Source organism: Teredinibacter purpureus, assembly GCF_014217335.1.
GTDB lineage: Bacteria > Pseudomonadota > Gammaproteobacteria > Pseudomonadales > Cellvibrionaceae > Teredinibacter > Teredinibacter purpureus.
In genome coordinates this window covers 4,220,469-4,242,500 of the sequence record NZ_CP060092.1, presented here as the reverse complement: position 1 = coordinate 4,242,500, position 22,032 = coordinate 4,220,469, and the positions used below count along the sequence as shown (strand labels likewise).

Annotated in this window: 10 protein-coding genes and 2 rRNA genes (1 of these 12 cut by a window edge); 11 read left to right on the top strand and 1 reads right to left on the bottom strand. The window is 46.6% G+C overall.

The features are described from left to right. From H5647_RS18900 to H5647_RS18865, 8 genes are all read left to right on the top strand, one after another. A 23S ribosomal RNA gene (locus tag H5647_RS18900) occupies positions 1-2,049 on the top strand (it extends 833 nt beyond the left edge of the window). Positions 2,050-2,412: 363 nt separating this feature from the next. Beyond that, positions 2,413-2,528 (top strand): 5S ribosomal RNA (gene rrf / locus H5647_RS18895). A 1,155-nt stretch (positions 2,529-3,683) separates the two neighbouring features. After that, a complete protein-coding gene (locus tag H5647_RS18890) occupies positions 3,684-7,079 on the top strand; it encodes a TonB-dependent receptor domain-containing protein (protein ID WP_052692207.1) in 3,396 nt (1,131 codons plus the stop codon). Positions 7,080-7,388: 309 nt separating this feature from the next. Continuing rightward, complete coding sequence (gene dnaE, locus H5647_RS18885) at positions 7,389-10,889, top strand: DNA polymerase III subunit alpha (RefSeq protein WP_045861550.1); 3,501 nt, start codon at positions 7,389-7,391, stop codon at positions 10,887-10,889. 210 nt (positions 10,890-11,099) lie between these two features. Beyond that, on the top strand, positions 11,100-12,056 hold the full coding sequence (accA, locus tag H5647_RS18880) for an acetyl-CoA carboxylase carboxyl transferase subunit alpha (protein WP_045860591.1): 957 nt from the start codon (positions 11,100-11,102) through the stop codon (positions 12,054-12,056). Between the two features lie 182 nt (positions 12,057-12,238). Beyond that, positions 12,239-13,861, top strand: coding sequence for a methyl-accepting chemotaxis protein (locus H5647_RS18875; protein WP_045860590.1), 1,623 nt, complete (start codon positions 12,239-12,241; stop codon positions 13,859-13,861). 100 nt (positions 13,862-13,961) lie between these two features. After that, entirely contained in the window at positions 13,962-18,047 is a 4,086-nt protein-coding gene (hrpA, locus tag H5647_RS18870) for an ATP-dependent RNA helicase HrpA (protein ID WP_045860589.1), read from the top strand. A gap of 44 nt (positions 18,048-18,091) precedes the next feature. Beyond that, positions 18,092-18,922 carry an MlaA family lipoprotein gene (locus H5647_RS18865; RefSeq protein WP_045861549.1) on the top strand — a complete coding sequence of 277 codons (831 nt, stop codon included), beginning with the start codon at positions 18,092-18,094 and terminating at the stop codon, positions 18,920-18,922. A gap of 263 nt (positions 18,923-19,185) precedes the next feature. Here the strand turns inward: H5647_RS18865 and H5647_RS18860 are convergent, their stop codons facing one another. After that, a complete protein-coding gene (locus H5647_RS18860) occupies positions 19,186-19,509 on the bottom strand; it encodes a PilZ domain-containing protein (RefSeq protein ID WP_045860588.1) in 324 nt (107 codons plus the stop codon). Between the two features lie 215 nt (positions 19,510-19,724). On the opposite strand from H5647_RS18860, the gene H5647_RS18855 reads away from it, so the two are divergent. The 3 genes from H5647_RS18855 to H5647_RS18845 all read left to right on the top strand — a co-directional run bounded on the left by H5647_RS18855 (position 19,725) and on the right by H5647_RS18845 (position 21,981). Further along, on the top strand, positions 19,725-20,969 hold the full coding sequence (locus tag H5647_RS18855; RefSeq protein WP_045860587.1) for a PP2C family protein-serine/threonine phosphatase: 1,245 nt from the start codon (positions 19,725-19,727) through the stop codon (positions 20,967-20,969). Continuing rightward, on the top strand, positions 20,966-21,475 hold the full coding sequence (locus H5647_RS18850) for an STAS domain-containing protein (protein WP_045860586.1): 510 nt from the start codon (positions 20,966-20,968) through the stop codon (positions 21,473-21,475). The genes H5647_RS18855 and H5647_RS18850 overlap by 4 nt, the downstream gene beginning before the upstream one ends. A 152-nt stretch (positions 21,476-21,627) precedes the next feature. Beyond that, positions 21,628-21,981: an FHA domain-containing protein gene (locus tag H5647_RS18845; RefSeq protein WP_045860585.1), complete on the top strand. Its 354-nt coding sequence runs from the start codon at positions 21,628-21,630 to the stop codon at positions 21,979-21,981. Positions 21,982-22,032: the final 51 nt, after the last annotated feature.

Here is a 22,032-nt window from a genome sequence, read left to right as displayed (position 1 = left end):
GGGTAGAGCACTGTTTGGGCTAGGGGGTCATCCCGACTTACCAACCCCATGCAAACTCCGAATACCGAGGAGTACAATCACGGCAGACAGACAGCGGGTGCTAACGTCCGTTGTCAAGAGGGCAACAACCCAGACCGCCAGCTAAGGTCCCCAATATCAGTTAAGTGGGAAACGATGTGGGAAGGCTTAGACAGCTAGGAGGTTGGCTTAGAAGCAGCCATCCTTTAAAGAAAGCGTAATAGCTCACTAGTCGAGTCGGCCTGCGCGGAAGATTTAACGGGGCTCAAACTGATAACCGAAGCTGCGGATGCCTTAGGGCATGGTAAGGGAGCGTTCTGTAAGCCTGCGAAGGTGAGTTGTAAAGCTTGCTGGAGGTATCAGAAGTGCGAATGCTGACATGAGTAACGACAAGGGGAGTGAAAAACTCCCCCGCCGGAAGATCAAGGTTTCCTGTCCAACGCTAATCGGGACAGGGTTAGTCGGCCCCTAAGGCGAGGCAGAAATGCGTAGTCGATGGGAAGCGCGTTAATATTCGTGCACCGGCTGTTACTGCGATGGAGAGACGGAGAAGGCTAGATCGGCATGGCGTTGGTAGTCCATGTTTAAGGTAGTAGGCTTATGGTTTAGGTAAATCCGGACCATACCCTTTAATGGGAAGGCTGAGAACTGATGACGAGCTCCTTTATGGAGTGAAGTGATTGATGCCATACTTCCAAGAAAATCTTCTAAGCTTCAGGTAACAGACGACCGTACTGTAAACCGACACAGGTGATCAGGTAGAGAATACCAAGGCGCTTGAGAGAACTCGGGTGAAGGAACTAGGCAAAATAGCACCGTAACTTCGGGAGAAGGTGCGCCGCTGATGGTGATGGGACTTGCTCCCTAAGCTATTGGCGGTCGAAGTAACCAGGTGGCTGCGACTGTTTATTAAAAACATAGCACTGTGCAAACACGTAAGTGGACGTATACGGTGTGACGCCTGCCCGGTGCCGGAAGGTTAATTGATGGGGTTATCTTCGGAGAAGCTCTTGATCGAAGCCCCGGTAAACGGCGGCCGTAACTATAACGGTCCTAAGGTAGCGAAATTCCTTGTCGGGTAAGTTCCGACCTGCACGAATGGCGTAACGATGGCCACGCTGTCTCCACCCGAGACTCAGTGAAATTGAAATTGCGGTTAAGATGCCGTATACCCGCGGCTAGACGGAAAGACCCCGTGAACCTTTACTACAGCTTTACACTGAACTTTGAACCTATTTGTGTAGGATAGCTGGGAGGCTTTGAAGCGTAGACGCTAGTCTATGTGGAGCCAACCTTGAAATACCAGCCTGATATGTTTGAGGTTCTAACCTAGGTCCCTTATCGGGATTGGGGACAGTGTATGGTGGGTAGTTTGACTGGGGCGGTCTCCTCCCAAAGAGTAACGGAGGAGCACGAAGGTTGGCTAATCATGGTCGGAAATCATGAGGTTAGTGTAATGGCACAAGCCAGCTTGACTGCGAGACTGACACGTCGAGCAGGTACGAAAGTAGGTCATAGTGATCCGGTGGTTCTGTATGGAAGGGCCATCGCTCAACGGATAAAAGGTACTCCGGGGATAACAGGCTGATACCGCCCAAGAGTTCACATCGACGGCGGTGTTTGGCACCTCGATGTCGGCTCATCACATCCTGGGGCTGAAGCCGGTCCCAAGGGTATGGCTGTTCGCCATTTAAAGTGGTACGCGAGCTGGGTTTAGAACGTCGTGAGACAGTTCGGTCCCTATCTGCCGTGGGCGTTGGAAATTTGAGAAGAGTTGCTCCTAGTACGAGAGGACCGGAGTGAACGAACCCCTGGTGTTCGGGTTGTCATGCCAATGGCATTGCCCGGTAGCTACGTTCGGACGGGATAACCGCTGAAAGCATCTAAGCGGGAAGCCTCCTTCAAGATTAGATTTCCCTGGGATTTAATCCCCTAAAGGGCCGTTGAAGACTACGACGTTGATAGGTTGGGTGTGGAAGCGCTGCGAGGCGTTGAGCTAACCAATACTAATTGCCCGTGAGGCTTGACCATATAACAGAGACAACTGAGCGACGTACAGCGATGTACAGAGCCGAGGCTTTGTGAATAAGTTAAGTTGACTAAAGCTAACCGTGTTTAACGACACCGTTGGTAGTTACAATTTGAGACGATAATTGAGTTATTTACAGATTATCGAATGCTGTTCAGCAACATTTTTGGATAAGCACTTAAAGCTTAAGTGTCATGTTTTACATCATCGGTTTTGTAGCAAACAAAACACGATGTACCTGCATCCTTGTAGGCATTTCTTTCTTTTCCCCTTATTTCACTGAAATTGTATTGTCCAATTTCCCAAAGTGATCGAGAGATCGCCAGTAGTTAACCGCTGTATAGGGTTAAAGTGACACCAGTTTGCCTGACGACAATAGAGCATTGGAACCACCTGATCCCATCCCGAACTCAGACGTGAAACGATGTATCGCCGATGGTAGTGTGGCGCTTCGCCATGTGAGAGTAGGTCATCGTCAGGCTTTAATTTAGAAAAACCCAATCAGGAAACTGGTTGGGTTTTTGCTGTGGGCGGTAAAAACGGTAGTACGGGGCGCCGGCGCCGGCCTTGATGGTTTTATGTACGGGCTAGTTGGGTTTATACGCCCCGAACGGCCCTGATTGCCGTGTTCGATAGTGTGGCCCGAAGGGTTGAAGTATTTTGGTGTGGCACGTTCAGTTTTTGGTCCCGTATAGACTCATATTTTTACGGTGAGCAGTGTTACGCGTCGCTCTGGTAAAAAACAGCGCTCTATTTGTGTGAGTTATTGTTTTGTCTAGATGGGTTTGCCCGCATTTTATAATGTGTATTGTATTCTTTTGGTACTGTTAATGAGCCGTGCCCGTTGCTTTAATTATTGTCGTGAGTAAAAGTGTCTTTGGAGGTTCAAGTTTTTTGGCGAAACGCGAACCGATAACGCTACATCGTTTATTGAGATTGCGGTAGTTGGAGTAAATCCTGAGTAAAACTGTATGAGAAAAAATAAACCTGCTTATTACAATCAAAATAATTCTACTTTCTTGATGCTCGTCAACTTATTCCTATTGATGATTAATAGTCGTTGCTAATTCCGCCTCTCTTTTATGGCCGTTTTACTCTCTCTTAGATCTTATTCTGTTATACCTTTAATTCTTCTACGATTTAGGTAGTGGCCATACTTATTTTAGCCTTTATCTCTTCGTTTTCTTTAGCGCTCGAAGCGTGGTTTATTATGCTATAGCTCGACATTAGAGGCGCTATTCTTTCTGGTTGATCCGAAACAATTCCGCCGACTCGATTTTTATATTTCTAGTCTATACGATATTTTTATGTGAGCGCCTTTATTGATACGGTAAATGTATTTGTGTGGGGATGTTTAATTGTATTTAAATAGAATTCTGAAAAAGATTAACTAGAGCTCTCAGTAAAGCCTTATAAACGATAAAAATAGTGCTGTTAATAAGGTTATATATTGGCTTGCGACTAAATCGATAAATATGCTGTATTGTTTGGTTGGCAGTATGGCTTAGCTAATATTTTCTTGGCTAAATTTATATGCATGATTTGGTTTTTTGGGTGCAGGCTTATTGCTCTGTTTAGTTGCCGCATGATCTTCGCTATTTAAAACAATAATATCTAATGTGCTAAGGAGAAAATAATGGGAGCTTATCCAGCTAATTTTAAGAAGAAATTGCTCGTCACGAGTATCTCTTCGTGTTTACTTGCGTCAGCGGGTTTGGTCGTCGCGCAAGATGACCCGATGGAGGAAGAATTGATCGTTCGTGGGATTAGGAGTTCGTTGGAACGGTCTATTGATATTAAGCGTGAGTCCAATCAAATTGTAGAAGCCATTACCGCTGACGATATTGGTAAAATGCCTGATCAAAACGTCGCGGAATCTCTGCAACGATTACCCGGCGTACAAATCGATCGGCGTGATGGTGAAGGCACCAAGGTGCGTATCCGTGGTTTAAGTCAAAACGTAACCTTATTGAATGGGAATGGTTTTGTATCCGGAATGGAGTACTTCCAAATCGGAGAAGCAAAAACGGAATATGGTGGTTCTTTGGAGGGGATTCCTTCAGAGCTATTGGGCGGGTTAGAAGTCTATAAATCGCCTACTGCATCAATTATCGAAGGTGGTATGGGGGGCGTAGTCAATTTAAAAACGCGCGATCCTTTAATGTTGAAAGACACCTTATTCGCAGCTAATCTCAAGCTTGATCAAGGTTCCACCTCGAGTGAAGTAAGCCCATCAGGTTTTATTGTTGCCGGCAAGGCGTGGGATGATTTCGCCGCTATAGTTTCGTTAACGGCTAACCAAAAAACAGTTGCGACAGATGTTTACGATGCGAATACACGTGGTGTTCGCATGATAACTATGCCGTCGACTTATACGACTACTGATGGTGACGGCGAAGAAGTTACGTTGCCGATTATGTCTAGCAATGCTGGGGAGAATTACGTCGCACCGGCTTTAGCCTATATTTCTGACCACCAAATGGAGCGTGAGCGTGTAGGGGCTTCGTTAAACTTGGCGTGGAATGTTAGCGATTCCGTTACACTTGGTTTCGATTGGTTTCACTCTGACTTAAATATTACTGCCGAAAGCTATACCGTAAAGCACACGTTTCGGGATAACAATGACAACCTAAATGATCGAGACGAGGTTGTTGACGCAACATTGCTTGATGTTGGCCAAGACTTCAATATTCTCACTGGTGCCCGAGTTTCCATGGGCGAAGGTGAAACGAATTCTGCGGGCGAAGTATTTGAAAGCACTTCTGATAACTTTGTATTTAAAATTAATGCAACGCCTAATGATCGGGTTACGCTATCGGGCGATATTACCTATGCTACTTCAGAGGTTGATCAGCGCGCAGGCTATGCGGATACTCGTTTCGATCAATATCGGATGACTCGCTGGGTAGGCACCGATGGGGATGCCGGAGGCACCCCAACAGGTTGGGGACCAAGCCCTGCAGGTAACCCTTCTGCTCCAGTAAACTCCGTATTCTTCTATGACTCTTCATCGGGTGGTATGCCGGTAATTGGTTTCGAGGACACTCAATCCTTATCGGACGTTAATGGGCTGTTGTATAAGTCCCATTGGGCGTTGGGATCGACGGCTAAGGTTGACAATATTGCGGTACGTGGCGATGTTGAGATCGATATAGATGGTAACCGTTTAAAGACAATGAAATTTGGTTTCCGTCACGCTAATGAAACAACTGAATTTGATGAGTTGCGTTATATGTCTGATTACAGCCAGACAGAAGGCGCTATGAGCCCTACGTTGTACAACTCAGACGGATCAATTGCTTCCGCAACAACATTCAACCCCAATGTTGCGCCAGGCGAAAATATGAATAATGTCGGTATTCGCGAAGCCGTTTATTACGATCTATGCGGCAACGGCGGGTTACCTGCCGGCAGAACATGCGATATCAATGGCGATGGTTTTGATGATAACCAAACTTTCGGGCCTTATGGGTACTTTATGGATGCCGCGATTGGCTCCAAGTCTTTTGATCTACTTGAGCGACTCTATATAACCGACGCTGATGGTGATGTAACTGATCCCGCGGTGGTTGCTGCTTTTGAAGCTGCTGCACCTAATTGGTTTGCTGCAGATCCTGGCGGCAAAGCGTACGCCTTGGATGAGGACGACGAAGTTGTATATCTTGCTCGTCCAATGTCTGTTTCGCTGTATGGTATTGATACTGATATCGATTGGGAGCGCTGGAGAAACTCACCGGGCTACTTACCGTGGGAAACATATGCTGAGAATCCTGGCCGGTCGACCGTTGTTTCGGACTTCTACTCAAGTGGAGCCTATAACACACGGGACCTAGTCGTAAGCGATGCATCACAAATTACCTCAGGTGTAGAGGCCTGGCGTGCGAGTTTAACGCCAAACACCCCAGGGAGCTGGTTCCAAGTGCCTTTCGAATCTTGGAAAGTGGAACAAGTCACGGACGCGTTTTACTCTGAATTCGATTTTGAAGGCGTTGATATTCCCTATACCTTAAACATGGGTGTACGGGTGGTAGGTACAACTGTCTCAGTGACGAAGGCGACCGTTGACAACCCCGAAGCGACTACGTGGTCTATAGCATCAGACGGCTGGAATAGCCAAGGTGTATTATTGGATTGGGGTACGTCGACGGAAACAACAACTTACTGGGATGTTCTACCAAGTCTGAACTACAACTTGGATCTCACCGACGATACTAAATTGCGTGTAACTGCTGCAAAAGTTATTGCACGGCCAAGCTTGCAAGATCTCGGTAAAGGTTTCTCGAAGAACTTCACACGAAACGATGAGTCTGGCTCAACGTTCTACCAGTTCATTGGGGGAAGTGATGGTAACCCAACATTAGACCCCTTCCGAGCCAAGCAAGTTGATGTAATGTACGAATGGTATTTTGGCGAGCTCGGTATGTTATCCGGTGGGCTTTTCTTCAAATCAATTGACTCATTTATCGAAGGCGGTAGTGTCGATCACACAGAAGCCGACGGTAACCCCATGAGTGACGATGGTACCAGTACGGCACCCGTAACCAAGCCTGTAAACGGTGACGGCGGCAGTGTAAACGGAATGGAACTCCAGATTCAGCAAGCCTGGGATAATGGGTTTGGCGCGTCGTTTAACTACACCTATTCGGCCTCAAATACGACATCCTCAACTGATTCCGATCAGAACTACGGCTTACCTGGAGTCTCTGAGAACGCATACAACCTAATGGCTTTCTATGAAACAGAAATGATGAGTGCACGTCTTGCCTATTCTTGGCGTGATGACTTTGTTTCGCCTGATAGAGCCAATAGTGGTGTTGCGAATTCGCCCTACACTCTGACTGAGAAATTTGATGCCTATGGTCAGTGGGACGCGCAATTGACGTACAACGTATTAGATAATCTATCGGTTACGGTTGAAGGTATCAACTTAACAGAAGAAGATCAAAATGCGTACATGGGATGGAAACAGCTACCGTCTCAGTATGTCAACCAAGAGCGACGATTGGTATTAGGTGTGACCTATCGTATGTAAACGATTGAAATAGCGACCCAAGGGTTGAATATTAACACTCACGAAGCGCATCGCAAGATGCGCTTTTTTACATTGGGCTTCTATTTTTTTCGTAGCATGCTTGGAGATTAAGGGGTGGTAATAGACTGCTTTTCCCTCTTTCAGGTAACTTTCAGAAGCATTTATGGTCACGAGGTACTAGTCTTACCGGTAATAATTGGCGTTGAATGACGTGACGCCACGCAAAGTTAACGGTCACTAGAGCGTTTTAGTTCGATGCTTTGTAGTAATATTGCAGGCCCTCCCTCTATAGCTAAGTCTTCCTATTTTATGAGTGTAAAATTTGTACATTTACGTGTTCGCACGGAATTTTCATTAGTCGACAGTATTGTTCGCGTGAAACCGCTTTTGGCACGGGTGGTCAGCGAAGGGATGCCGGCGTGTGGCATAAGTGATTTACATAATTTTTTTGGTTTATTGAAGTTTTACCGAGCGGCACAAGGTGCTGGGGTAAAACCTATATGTGGTTGCGATTTTCGTCTACACAGTAGCGATGACGATATTCGTCCACCCCTCATTACCTTGTTTGCGCGTAATGTCGAAGGTTATAAAAACATAACCGCACTGATTTCTCGCTCCTATCAGGAAGGTCAATACCATGGAGAACCCTATCTCGATCCGGAATGGTTAAAAGAACATTCATCGGGCGTTATAGCGCTTTCGGGAGCGAAATTTGGTGATATTGGCCAGTTGTTAGTGACAGGAAAGCTTGAAGAGGCAAAAACACAATTATTGGCATGGATGGCGATTTTTCCAGATGCCTTTTATATAGAGTTACAACGTACAGGGCGTGAGCACGACGAATTATACTTACATCGTGCTGTCGACCTCGCCTCAGATGTCGGCTGTCCGGTTGTTGCTACCAACGACGTTCGTTTTCTCGACTCATCCCAACATGAAGTGCACGAGGCGCGAGTGTGCATTGGTGAAGGTAGGGCGCTGGATGACCCTCGTCGTGAACGAAAATATAGTGATCAGCAATATTTTCGAACGGCGTCAGAAATGGCTGAGCTTTTCTCAGATATTCCCGAAGCGTTAGAAAATACCTTAGAACTCGCAAAACGTTGTAACCTCGAAATTGAGCTCGGCAAGTATTACCTGCCTGAATATCCGATTCCTGACGGGTTAACAGAAAATGAATACTTCGCCAAGATTAGTTACGACGGCCTAGATAAACGTCTTCTAAAAATTCTTGATGTAGAGGCTAGCGACTACAACGTTCGAAAGCAAGATTACCTCGACCGTTTGAAATTTGAATTAGACATCATAATCCAGATGGGTTTCCCTGGTTACTTTCTTATCGTAATGGATTTTATTCAGTGGGCGAAAGACCATAAAATTCCCGTTGGGCCTGGGCGTGGTTCTGGTGCGGGTTCCCTGGTCGCTTACGTGCTCGACATTACCGATCTAGACCCCTTACAGTACGATCTCCTTTTCGAGCGGTTTTTGAACCCTGAGCGAGTATCGATGCCGGATTTTGATATCGATTTTTGTATGGAAGATCGTGACAAAGTTATCGGCTACGTGGCTGACAATTACGGGAGAGATGCGGTTTCTCAGATCATCACTTTTGGTACTATGGCCGCTAAAGCAGTGGTGCGAGATGTTGCGCGTGTTCAAGGAAAATCGTACGGTTTAGCCGACAAACTTTCCAAAATGATTCCTCCTGATGTAGGTATGACGCTTACCAAAGCGTATGAACAAGAAGACATTTTACAGGAATTTTTAAAAAACGACGGTGATGGACAAGAAATTTGGGATGTCGCCTTACAGCTAGAAGGCGTTACTCGAAACGTTGGTAAACATGCGGGTGGTGTGGTGATAGCACCAACGAAGCTCGTTGATTTTGCACCCTTATACTGTGACGAAACCGGTAGCGGTTTGGTTACCCAGTTTGACAAAAATGACGTAGAAGATGCGGGCCTTGTTAAGTTCGACTTCCTTGGCTTACGCACGCTCACGATTATTGACTGGGCGATAAAAATGATTGATTGCCGCCGAGAGACCCTTGGTGAGCTGCCGCTGGATATCACCACCATACCGCTCGACGACGCCCAGACATTCGCCATGCTCAAGCGCGCGGAGACTACCGCTGTATTCCAGTTAGAATCACGCGGCATGAAAGATCTTATTAAGCGGTTACAACCCGATACCCTCGAAGAAATGATCGCACTTGTGGCGCTGTTTCGTCCCGGCCCCTTGCAGTCTGGCATGGTTGACGATTTTATTAATCGTAAGCACGGCCGCGCAAAAGTGGCTTACCCCGATGCCACCTATCAGCATGACAGCCTTAAGCCAATTTTAGAGCCGACTTATGGCGTTATCGTGTATCAAGAACAAGTGATGCAAATTGCCCAAGTGCTCGCCGGTTATAGTCTTGGTGGTGCAGATTTACTGCGTCGTGCAATGGGTAAAAAGAAGCCAGAGGAAATGGCCAAACAGCGCGAAAGTTTTGAGAACGGCGCCAAGAGTTTGGGTATTGATCCAACGCTAGCGATTAAAATTTTCGACCTTGTTGAGAAGTTTGCGGGTTACGGATTTAACAAATCGCATTCGGCAGCATATGCTTTGGTGTCTTATCAAACGGCGTGGCTAAAAGCGCATTACCCTGCACATTTTATGGCTGCCACCATGTCGTCGGATATGGACAAAACTGACAAGGTTGTGACCTTCATTGAAGAATGCCGCAACATGAAAATGCCGTTATTGCCGCCGGACGTCAATAATGGAGAATTTCAGTTTACGGTCGATGACGACGACAATATTATTTATGGTTTAGGCGCGATAAAAGGCTTAGGAGAAGGCCCTGTCGAGAATATTATAGACGCTCGAGCAAATGGCCCGTTCACAGATTTATTTGATTTTTGCGCTCGAGTAGACGGGCGTAAAGTTAACAAGCGAGCCCTTGAAGCCTTAGTGCGCAGTGGCGCTTTCGACAAAATTGGCCCAGGTCTGGATATCGATTACGACCGAGCCGTTATGTATGTTGCCATAGCGGAGGCGGTTAAAGCTGCAGAACAAAAATCGGCCAATGCCAGTGCTGGGATGAGTGACCTATTCGGAGAGGTCGTGCCAAGTGGCGATGACAACAAGTCAGTTTATCAAGATTTTCACCGTGTGCGTCGCTGGAGTATTAAAGACCGCCTAAACGGCGAAAAAGAAACCCTCGGCCTATACCTTACTGGTCACCCTATTGATGAATACGAGCAAGAACTGTCTAACTTTGTATCCTCCCGTATCGCACAGTTAAAAGGGGATAAAGGCAAACAAACAGTGGCTGGGTTAGTCGTTGCGTTTCGGGTTATGAAAACCAAACGTGGTGATACCATGGCGTTCATTACTTTAGACGATAGAACCGGTCGTTTAGAGATCGCTGTATTTGCAGACACCTACAACGAATATAGGGACAAACTGGTTAAAGACGCAATGCTGGTCGTCGAAGGACAGGTTAGCAATGACGACTACAGCGGCGGTTTAAAAATGCGAGCAGACAAAGTGTCTGACCTAACCGATGCTCGTCAGGCCTGTGTACGGGCAATAAAGTTGGCATTTAACAGTGAAAGTCTACCGCTGAACTACGCCCAGCAGCTGCAAAAAGTATTGGCAGGGCATAGAAAGGGTGCGTGTACTTTGTGGGTCGAATACCAAAAGGCTAGCTTGGGTGCACGCTATACTCTGGCCGATTGTTGGTCTGTAGCGCCAACGGACGAGTTAATGGAGGATTTACGGATACTCTATGGGCATAGCAATGTAGAGCTCGTGTACCATTAAAATACCGATTAACGAATGAGCGAAATCGATAATGGGTTTATCAGTGCGTGATTTAGGGCACACGCATAGTTAATAAACCGCTGCAATTAGACTTTATGATCACGGCAAACAGGTGGTAAACTTGCCCACCTTTAATGACAGACCCGCCCGTTTAGAAGGGCTTTCTGCACGTTTTCCGCTCAATTTAGCTGCAAAGGTCGAACAGTAACCATGAATTTAAATTATCTCGATTTCGAACAACCGATTGCCGTTCTCGAAGGCAAAATTGAAGAGCTTCAATTGGTCGGAACAGATAACGATTTGAACATTGGCGAAGAGATAGGCCGATTACGTGAAGAAAGCACTAAGCTAACAGAGCGTATCTACTCTAATCTTACACCATGGCAAATTGTTCAAGTCGCTCGACACCCTCAACGTCCCTACACTGCCGACTACATCCCGCGTATTTTTGATGATTGGGATGAACTACACGGCGATCGTCATTTCGGTGACGACAAAGCCATTATTTCAGGTATAGGCCGTTTAAACGGCAAGCCCGTAATGGTCATCGGTGAAGAAAAGGGACGCTCTGTTAAAGATAAAGTCATGCGTAACTTCGGTATGCCCAAGCCCGAAGGTTACCGTAAAGCTCTACGATTAATGGAAATGGCCGAGCGTTTCAAGCTTCCAGTCTTAACCCTTATCGACACACCAGGCGCTTACCCTGGCATTGATAGTGAAGAGCGTGGTATTAGTGAATCCATTGCTCAAAACTTGGCTGTAATGTCGCGTTTGCGTACACCGATTATTTGTACTGTTATCGGCGAAGGCTCGTCTGGTGGTGCGCTTGCGATTGGCGTGGGTGATCATCTCAACATGCTGCAATATTCAACTTACTTCGTAATCTCGCCAGAAGGGTGTGCGAATATTATTTGGAAAACAGTTGAAAAAGCTCCTCTTGCCGCTGAAGCAATGGGTGTTACATCCAGTATTTTACAAGATTTAGGCATTATTGATGAGACAATCGAAGAGCCCCTAGGTGGCGCTCATCGCGATATGGACCTCATGGCCGAGCGTTTAAAAGAACGGTTATCCGAACAGTTGGACCAGTTACAATCCGAAAATATAGACACCCTGCTCGATCGTCGTTATGAGCGCCTAATGTCTTACGGCAACGTAAAAGACTAAGCGATTAAACCGCTTCCTCTGATAATCGGCGCCCAAATCAGCCATTTGAGCGCCGAAACTCCATGTACTCGTTCTCCCCTTCTTCGCTGAGAATTGTTCACCGCGCACAATTGATCTCTAAAACGGACGATTCCCTTATTTCGCCTATACTCATCCTGAAAGAAACCTTCAGGGAGTAACTAATGCTTCAACTTAGTTTGCGGGCCAAAGTAATGTTACTTGGCGTTGTGAGTGTCGGAATTGTGGGATTGGTGTCCGTTATCACCTTTACCATTCTCAGTGTTCAAACGGATGATTATCGAGCCATGCTTGAGGAAGAGGTGACGGCCTCTTTCCTTATGGATCGCACAGCACTGAATTACAAGCGTCAAGTACAAGAGTGGAAGAATGTGCTTATTCGTGGGCACACTAAAAACGACTTGGATAAGTACTGGTCTCGTTTTCAGGGGCTACAAACCGAAATCCAGTCGTTTGCCTCCGAAATTTTGCGTAAAGATTTGCCCACAGACGCGCAGCGAATGGTCGAAGAGTTTAAGCGTGAGCATGGGGCCATCTACTCAACGTACACCAGCGCTTATGGCACATTCGTTAGCTCGGGCCATGATTATAAAACCGCCGACTCCAGTGTGCGAGGGCTTGACCGCAAGCCCACCGAAAACTTGGAAGAGGCCGCCAATATTATGGAAGGTTTAGCTCAAGAGCATTCCAGTGCACTGAAATCTCAAGTGGCGAGCGCCATTACCACCAGTATTGTAATTGTCTTTATCGCCGTACTCATTGTGGGCTTTGGTGCGCATATGATTGGTCATCAACAAATATCAAAACCGATAGGTATGATGACCACAAATCTACGCCGTTTAGCCAACGGAGACTTTAAGTTTGAGGTTGATCGATTGTCGGAAGATGAGCTTGGTGAAATGGCTCGCTCTATCGACGGGCTGAGACAGAAGCTAGTGGCGAGTACAGACGATATTTATATCGTTATGCAAGAGCTGGAACGTACGGATACACACTTATCACAAGTGTCACAAGCCATTCAGCGCGGCACGCAAGATCAATATGCGAGAACGGATCATGCTGCTTCCGCAATGACTGAAATGGCCTCTACGGCGAAAGAAGTCGCAACGCATGCTGCTGAGGCGTCGTCTGCTTCAAGTGATGCCGATGAGGCCGCCGTGAGTGGTGAACGTGTCATGAATTCAGCCATTACCACAATGAGCCGCATGAAAGACCATATCTCCAGTACAACTGACGTGATTCTTAGCTTAGAGCGCGACACGACCGAGGTTGGCAAAGTGTTAGATGTTATTCGCGGCATCGCAGAGCAGACAAATTTACTCGCGCTTAACGCCGCCATCGAAGCCGCGCGCGCAGGTGAGCAGGGGAGAGGCTTCGCAGTAGTGGCCGACGAGGTGCGAACACTCGCTCAGCGTACCCAGGAATCTACGGCAGAAATTCACCAAATGATTGAAAGCGTTCAAAATGGCGCGCAGGAAGCGGTGAAGGCGATAGAGACTGGGGGAGAGCAATCGCAAGAAAGTATGAATAGAGTCAACGAGGCGGGGGAAATGCTAAAAGCTATTCGTGGCGCGGTAGATAAAATAACCGGCGTCAACCAGCTAATTGCGGCCGCTGCGCAAGAGCAGGCGCACGTTGCAGAAGATATTACCCAGAATATTACAGGTATTACTGATATCGCCAATGTTACTGCAGAGCAAGCGGGGGAAGTTACCGAGTCGGCTGAGCAAATGAGGGCAACGAGGTTGAACCTCGAAACCGTCATCGGTCAACTTCGACAGACGTAGCGAGGCTGTATGTGGCGCCATGAACAGAGCCCGTTATAAGCGGTGTGTAAGCACCGTTAGTTCAGTATAATGCGCGCTCAAATTAGAGCGCGCATGGCCAATGATATCTTCCGAAAAACCTGATAACTCCTCGTTAAACCTTTCTCAACGTGATTCTTCCAATGAAGAACCCCTAGCCCGCGAGCTGGTTATTGCGGCGTTAGAACAGGTGAGCTTACGCGATAAACAACGGTTAGAGCGACTATGGCAAACCGTTGAAAAACAACAACTGGGCCAGCAGCCGGCCACTAAAAAAACGCAAGAGCTACGGGATAGGCTCGTGGCAGCCATTTCCAGGGTAGAGTCTCGTCACGCCGGTTTACCGGCTATTACCTATGATGACGCCTTACCAATTTCGGCTAAAAGAGCCGAAATTGCTGAGCAAATACAGAACCATCAAGTGGTGATTCTTGCTGGGGAGACAGGTTCGGGTAAAACCACACAGATTCCGAAAATATGCTTAGAATTGGGGCGGGGTATAAAAGGCATGATTGGCCACACCCAGCCCCGTCGAATTGCTGCCCGTACAGTTGCGAGCCGAATAGCTGAAGAATTGTCGGTGAACCTAGGTAATGAGGTTGGCTATCAGGTTCGTTTTTCGGATCACTCCGACGAAAGCACCTACATAAAACTAATGACAGACGGTATTTTGCTTGCTGAAATACAGCAAGATCCGTTGTTATTAAAATATGACACGCTCATTATTGATGAAGCACACGAGCGTAGCTTGAATATTGATTTTCTATTGGGGTATTTAAAAGGTCTATTAGTCAAACGCCCTGAACTAAAAGTCATTGTCACCTCGGCTACAATAGACCTAGAAAAATTTTCTACACACTTCACATTAGGCAATAAAAAAGCCCCCATAATAGAAGTTTCTGGTCGAACATTCCCTGTTGAAACAATCTATCGTCCTTGGGATGAAGATTATGAAGATGTGACCGAAGCGATAGTGGGTGCTGTAGACGAAATCTTAAAATGTTCTCGACAGCACGGTGGCGATATTCTCGTGTTTCTAAGCGGTGAGCGCGAAATTAGAGAAACCTCTCATGCGATTAAAACAGCGAGCTTTCCCCACTTAGACATATTGCCGCTTTATGCGCGCTTAAGTTTAGCGGAGCAAAACCGCGTCTTTCAAAATCATAAGGGTCGGCGCGTAGTATTGGCGACCAACGTCGCCGAAACATCGCTTACTGTACCGGGTATTCGGTATGTTATTGACCCCGGTCGTGCGCGTATTAGCCGCTACAGCGTACGAACGAAAGTCCAACGTTTGCCAATTGAGGCTATATCTCAGGCCAGTGCAAATCAGCGTAAAGGACGCTGTGGTCGTGTGGCAGAAGGGGTTTGCTATCGTTTGTACGACGAAGACGATTTTAATACCCGCCCAGCGTTTACAGATCCTGAAATTCAGCGAACCAATTTAGCTGCGGTTATTTTGCAAATGTTACAGCTGCGCATTGGTGATGTGCGTAAATTCCCCTTTGTAGAAAAACCTGAAAACCGGTTAGTGAATGATGGCTATACATTGCTCGAAGAGCTGCAAGCCGTCGATAAGCGCGGGCATGTCACATCTCTAGGTCGACAACTACAAGGCTTGCCGGTAGACCCGCGTTTTGCTCGTATCGTAATAGCTGCGGCAAAACAGGGCTGTTTAACTGAAATTCTAATTATTATCAGCGGCCTAAGTATTCAGGACCCGCGCGATAGGCCCAACGAAAAGCGCCAAGCCGCCGATGAAAAACACCGTCGATTTTGGGATGAAAATTCTGATTTTAGTGCTCTGGTGAATTTATGGCGTTACCTGGAAGAGCAGCGCCAAGAGCTGTCGCAGAATCAGTTACGAAAACTGTGTAAGTCTGAGTTTATTAATTACTTGCGGGTGCGCGAGTGGCGCGACTTACATCATCAACTGCGTTTAGCAGTCAAATCACTTAAATTTACTGAAAATAGTGAAGCCGCCAGTTACGAGTCGATACATCGCGCGCTGGTCACGGGTTTACTTTCGAATTTAGGTTTGAAAAACGAAGAAACCAAGAGTGCTGGCACCAAAGGCGATAAACCCAAAGGGCGTGCCGTGACGGAATACTTGGGCAGCCGAAACCGAAAGTTTCAGATATTTCCAGGGTCGTCCCAGAATAAAAAACGACCGAAATGGTTGATGGGTGCGGAGTATATTGAAACAAGTCAGTTATTTGCGCACATGGTGGCGAAGATAGAACCCAACTGGGCGCTCGATAACAGCACACATTTAGTTAAACATCATTATCATGAGCCATTTTATGATGCGTTAAGTGGCCAAGTGATGGCCTATGATCGTATAACGCTATTCGGTCTCGTACTGGTAGAGAAAAAACGCGTAGCGTACAACAAGATCGATAAGGCAGAGTCTAGACGATTATTTATTCGGCAGGCGCTAGTTGAGGGCCGTTATGCCAAGCACAAATCCTTGCGCAAGCTTCTCGAAAAGGAAATACAGTTAAGAAAAAACACAGCGAACGAAAGCAATAGTGGTCATTTCTTTATCTACAACGAGTGGTTGTTAAATGAAGTACAAATACTTGAAGCCAAGGCGCGTCGTCGTGATATTTTAGTCGATGATGAAGTTGTCTATGATTTCTATGATGCGGTTATACCCGACGACATTACCACGCTTGCGGGGTTTGAACATTGGCGAAAGAAGGCCGAGGAAGACGCACCTGCACTCTTAAAGTTGGAGCGCGAGCAATTAATGCTGCATTCGGCTACTGATGTGACCGAAGCACAGTTTCCAAGCCTGTTGGAATGTGATGGTTTGAGTTTGCCGCTTTATTATCATTTTGAGCCAGGACACCTAGACGATGGCGTTAGCGTGCGTATACCGGTTGAGTTCTTACATGTATTGCCCCAAGGGCGGCTAGAGTGGTTGGTGCCAGGGTTATTGCGGGAAAAGTGTATCGCGATGCTAAAAAGCTTACCAAAAGCTATCCGTAAAAAATTAGTGCCGGTGCCGCAGTATGTTGATAGAGCGTTAGCAAAATTACAGCCGAGTAAGCGAGCATTACACGATCACCTAGGTGAAGTGTTACAGCAACTGGTGGATGTTAAAATCACCGAGGCTGATTGGGCACTTAGTGATCTCGATTATTTTTACCGTATGAATATTCAAGTGGTGGATGCGGTTGGCGACATCATCGACCGTGATCGTGACCTCGATAAATTGCGCGAGCGTTATCGTCAGCAAGTGAAGCAAACGTTGAGTTCCGTTCACCATAAGGTTGAACGCGAGGTCGTGAACACGTGGGATTTCCACACACTTCCAACGGAGGTTCAGATGCCGCGTGGGGGTGTTCAAGTTAAAGGGTTTCCCTCACTCGTCGATAAAGGTGAAAATGTTGCCATCTCGGTTATCGATAACCCCTTAGAGGCTCGTAGCCAAACACGGCAAGGGGTCGTTCGTTTAGCGCGTTTATCTTTATCGCCCACGGTAAAGTATTTACGTAAAGAAGTGCTCAGAGGGAAAGACATTGGTCTAGCGGTACTGAATTTAGGGCATAGAGATCAAGTAATAGACGATATTATTATGGCCACCGTTGCACGTGCTTGCTTTGCAGAGGTTGACCCAAGCACCGTGCGAGATGAAGACACTTTTAAACAGTATGTTGAGAAAGGGCGGGTGCATATTGTCGATATCGCTCGAGACTATGAAAACCTCCTAATTGAGGTTTTACCCTTAGCGGTTGAAATTAAAAAACAAATGAAAGCGAATAAAAACGCACTGGTATTGGCGTTTACATTTGGCGACATCAATTATCAGCTCAGTGAGTTATTCTTGCCCGGTTTTTTACAGTCCACACCGTGGAAATGGCTGCAACATTTTCCTCGCTATCTACGTGCTATTCTGGCGCGGTTAGAAAAAGCACCGCAAAATACGCAAAGAGACAAAACGCATATTGCCGCTCTTGAAGGGCATTGGCGGCGTCATAAAGACCATTTGGAGCGTATGGGGCATGCGCGCTACGAAGAGATAACGTGTTGGCGTGACTACCGGTGGATGACAGAAGAACTTCGTGTATCGCTTTTTGCGCAGGAATTAAAAACCCAGTTTCCTGTCTCGGATAAGCGTTTAAACAAGCAGTGGCAACAAATAGTCGACATAACGGGTTGATGCCATTTTACCTGGGGTTAGATGTACATTGCATGAGGCAAGGCATGAGACAAAATAGTAACATCCGAAAGGGATTTGGGCGTTTTTTGGCGCTGTTTTTATATATCGTCATGGTGATAATGTGTGGTTGCGCGACATCTCAAGCGCCAAATGCAGTGGATAATGAAACGATTGTGACGGCAGGCGCTGCTGATAACACAAGCGAAACGAGGCAGCACGACAGTATTGATCCATTTGAGCAGTATAATCGTGCGGTTTTTGATTTTAATATGACGCTTGACCGTTGGTTACTTAAACCAGTCGCAGTGGGTTATATCGCAATAACGCCAGATGCCATGGAAACTGGTATTGATAATGTGTTTTCCAATTTAAATGAAGTACGAGATGTTTTTAATGATGTGCTGCAATGGAAGTGGAAAGCCGCGGGTACCGACGCTAGCCGATTGGTTATCAATTCGACCGTAGGTATAGCGGGTATATTCGATGTTGCGAAACATGCCGGGCTAGAAGAAACCGAACGCGAAGATTTTGGGCAAACTTTGTCGGGTTGGGGGCTGCCTCAGGGGCCTTACATAGTGCTGCCCTTTCTAGGTTCCTATACTGTAGCGGAAGCTATAGGCATGCCCTTGGACTGGGAGTTAAACCCCGTATCGTATTTGAAATCGAATACTGCGCGCTATGCTATTTTTTCAATTGATCGCACGCACCTTCGCTCGAGATTTTTAGAAACGGAAGAGTTGATGTCCGGTGATGTGTACGTCTTTGTGCGCGATGCCTATATGCAGCGGCGGGAATACCTTGTGAAAGATGGCCTTGTCGAAGATGATTTTGGCAGTGGATTTAACGACGGCGGGGAAGAATCGTTTGATTTTTAGTCAACAACCGTTGGTGTTTGTTTTAAAGGTGAGCACTGCAGGGAAGAGTGCTGAATTTAGAGGAAACGGCTCCGCTGTGGTGAATGCTCATCACAGAGTCTGAATTTGGCCGAACTAAACATCCCGTCATCGTAAAGAGCGGTAATCTGGCTTAATTCTTTGAGTTAACAGCGACGCAATACCACATCACTGTTAAACACATTTTTTAGGGTGCGGCGCATAGGGTTAATCGGTAGTTAAAACCTTTAACCGAAAAAGTGACGTTAGCCGTCGGTATGCACCGATGTAATTACCATGCCGAGTAAACAAGGGTGCATCTTGGTATCCGGTCGGGATTCAACACGCCTCACCACAACGCGTGCTTGTAGCATAGGGCTATGCCCATGATCGGATTTAATTGAAACGTCCGCAATAGTACCTATGGGTATAGCCGCTGGTGCTTCTACTAACATACCTCCACCACTTAAATCGATACACACACCTTGATGGGCTTCATCATGGCTGGTGAGATTAATGGTAATGGGAGTTTCAACTTTCATGCGGATAAAATTGCGTTTTTCCTGATAGTCTCTACTGACAAGATGCATAAGAAATTCCTTCATGTAATGGTTGATTATCGAAGGTACAAGCTGCTGAAGCAGCCGCAAAATTATTATGGTTGTGAGCCGAACAAACTGTTCAACTTATGTGCAACATTAGCGCAAAAATGTGGGTTTGGGTAGCTTGCGCGCTCACGAATATGGGAGTAGTGTGACGAATCTTCCCTTCAAAAAAAAATAAACAAAATTTCTACAGGTAGTAGATGGCAGAATCTAATCGACAGCTGCTGGTGATCGATGATGACACTATCGTTCGTAAGAGCATTGTTGCATATCTCACAAACGCCGGGTTTAACGTATACGAAGTAAGTGATCCGGCTTCTGGAATGGCGTGGCTGCAGTTTAATGTGCCCGACCTTATCATTACGGACTTATGTAAACCCGAAAAAGACCGTGATAGTTTGGCGACGCTTAAAGATGTGCACCAAAACTTTCCCAATATTCCCGTGATCGTCATGTCTGGTATGGGAGTTGTTCGCGACGTAGTCGAAGCATTACGTCATGGTGCCGCTGATTATTTGATTAAGCCTCTTGTTGATATAGAAATTCTGGTCCATTCAATTAATCGTGCTTTAGAGAGAAGCCTGTTGTTGGCAGAAAACAGGTTATACCGTGATGAACTTGAGCAACTTAATGGCGAGTTAGCCGAAAATGTTCGTTTGCTAGAGCACGACCAAAAAGCGGGGCGAAGTGTTCAAAGTAAGCTTATGCCCAAAACACCTAAGCAATATGGGCCTTTGAACGTTAGCTATAAAATTATTCCCTCTCTGTATTTGAGCGGTGATTTTATTGACTACAGCCTTCGTGGGGGGCGTTATCTCGCGTTTTACCTAACGGACGTTTCTGGCCATGGTGCAGCGCCAGCTTTTGTGACGGTTTGGTTGAAACAGTTGGTTAGCCGGGTGTTTAGAGAACATCACATATTTGAGTCTGAAGAGTCGTTCCAGCGTGATGCTAGCGGTCTAATGAAACTCATTAATAAAGAAATATTAAATTCGCGAGTGGGCTGCCATCTCACCTGCTTCGTCGGTATTATCGATACTCAAACTCATGAAATGCGTTATGTCGTCGCTGGCCATTTGCCGCTACCAGTGCTCTTAGCAGGTTCCCGCGCCGAATATGTGAATGGCAAGGGTAAACCTCTAGGAATGTTCGAAGATGGCGAGTGGGATGTGAGTGTCTTACAGCTGCCCGAAGATTTCAGCTTAGTCATTTTTTCGGATGGTGTTTTGGAGGTGTTGCCTCCACCACAACTCATTGAAAAAGAAAGCTATTTACTGCAACAGCTTGCCGATTCCCAGCTGGAGTTATCGGCTGCTCCGGCGAAGGGAGAGGGCGTGGAAAAACTGTGCCAAGTACTTAATCTCAATAATCTTGAAACAGTTCCGGATGATATTGCTATATTGAAGATCAGAGGTTCACTAACTTCATCAGCGAGAGAAGTATGAGTTCTGGAGAAATTAGAGTCGCCGAGCATAACGGCGTATTCGTAATCAAAATGGAAGGCGACGTGCGTTTGACGCTCTGCTTGTCATTCGATGATTTTATCGAGAAGATGTTTGAGTCCAAGGGGTTCTGCTCTGTGGTGTTTGATTTGTCCGATGCACAGGCAATCGATAGCACTACACTTGGCCTAATGGCCAAAATTTCGATTAAAGGCCGTGCACTGAGCTTTGATGACCCTACAGTGGTGTCGAGTAACCCTAGTATTACCCGCTTATTGATGTCGATGGGGTTCGAGGACATCTTTCATATCTTGGATGGCCCCGCCGCCATAGCCGCAGGTAACAGCACGCAAGCGAAGCCTCTAGCGGTTGGTGACGACATCAACGATGAGCAGCTTGTTCAGGAACGAGTATTGGAAGCTCACCGCTTGTTAATGGCCATGAATGATACAAACCACGATACTTTTAGAGAGCTGGTCAATACACTAGAGAATACCGTACGCCACTAAATCTCACTTGTTGCGGTATTTTCCTGCCGCGCTAAGTAACTTTCGGCGCCGTATTGTGAATGTGAATCGCGCCCCGCTTCTGATATCCCCTAATACCAATTCCTGTGAGCACCTGTTAGGCTAACCTGCTTATTTTGTATGGAGCTTAATCTATGGCTTACCTGCGGCATTTAGTTAATGGCACTACCGCTACCCTCTATGAACTGGGCGAATCGACCTTAATTGGGCGCAGCAATGATTGCCCCATAAAAGTGGACGATCCAACGGTAAGTGGCAAACATGCGAAAATCGAAAAAATGGATGCCGGCTGGCGGGTTGTGGATCTTGCGAGTACGAATGGTATCTTCGCGAACGGCGTGCGTGTAAATGAAACGGTGTTAGGGCCTGGTGTGACGCTAGCCATTGGGACGCACGAATTTGAGTATCTCGCTAATTTGCCACAAGATCTAGAGCGTACCTTAATAATAAAAAAGAGCTGGATACCCGGTGTTTATTACACTGAGTAGGTGTGCTCTCAGAGCTATTAGCGCAAGAAGTAGCTCAGAATAGGGGTGCAG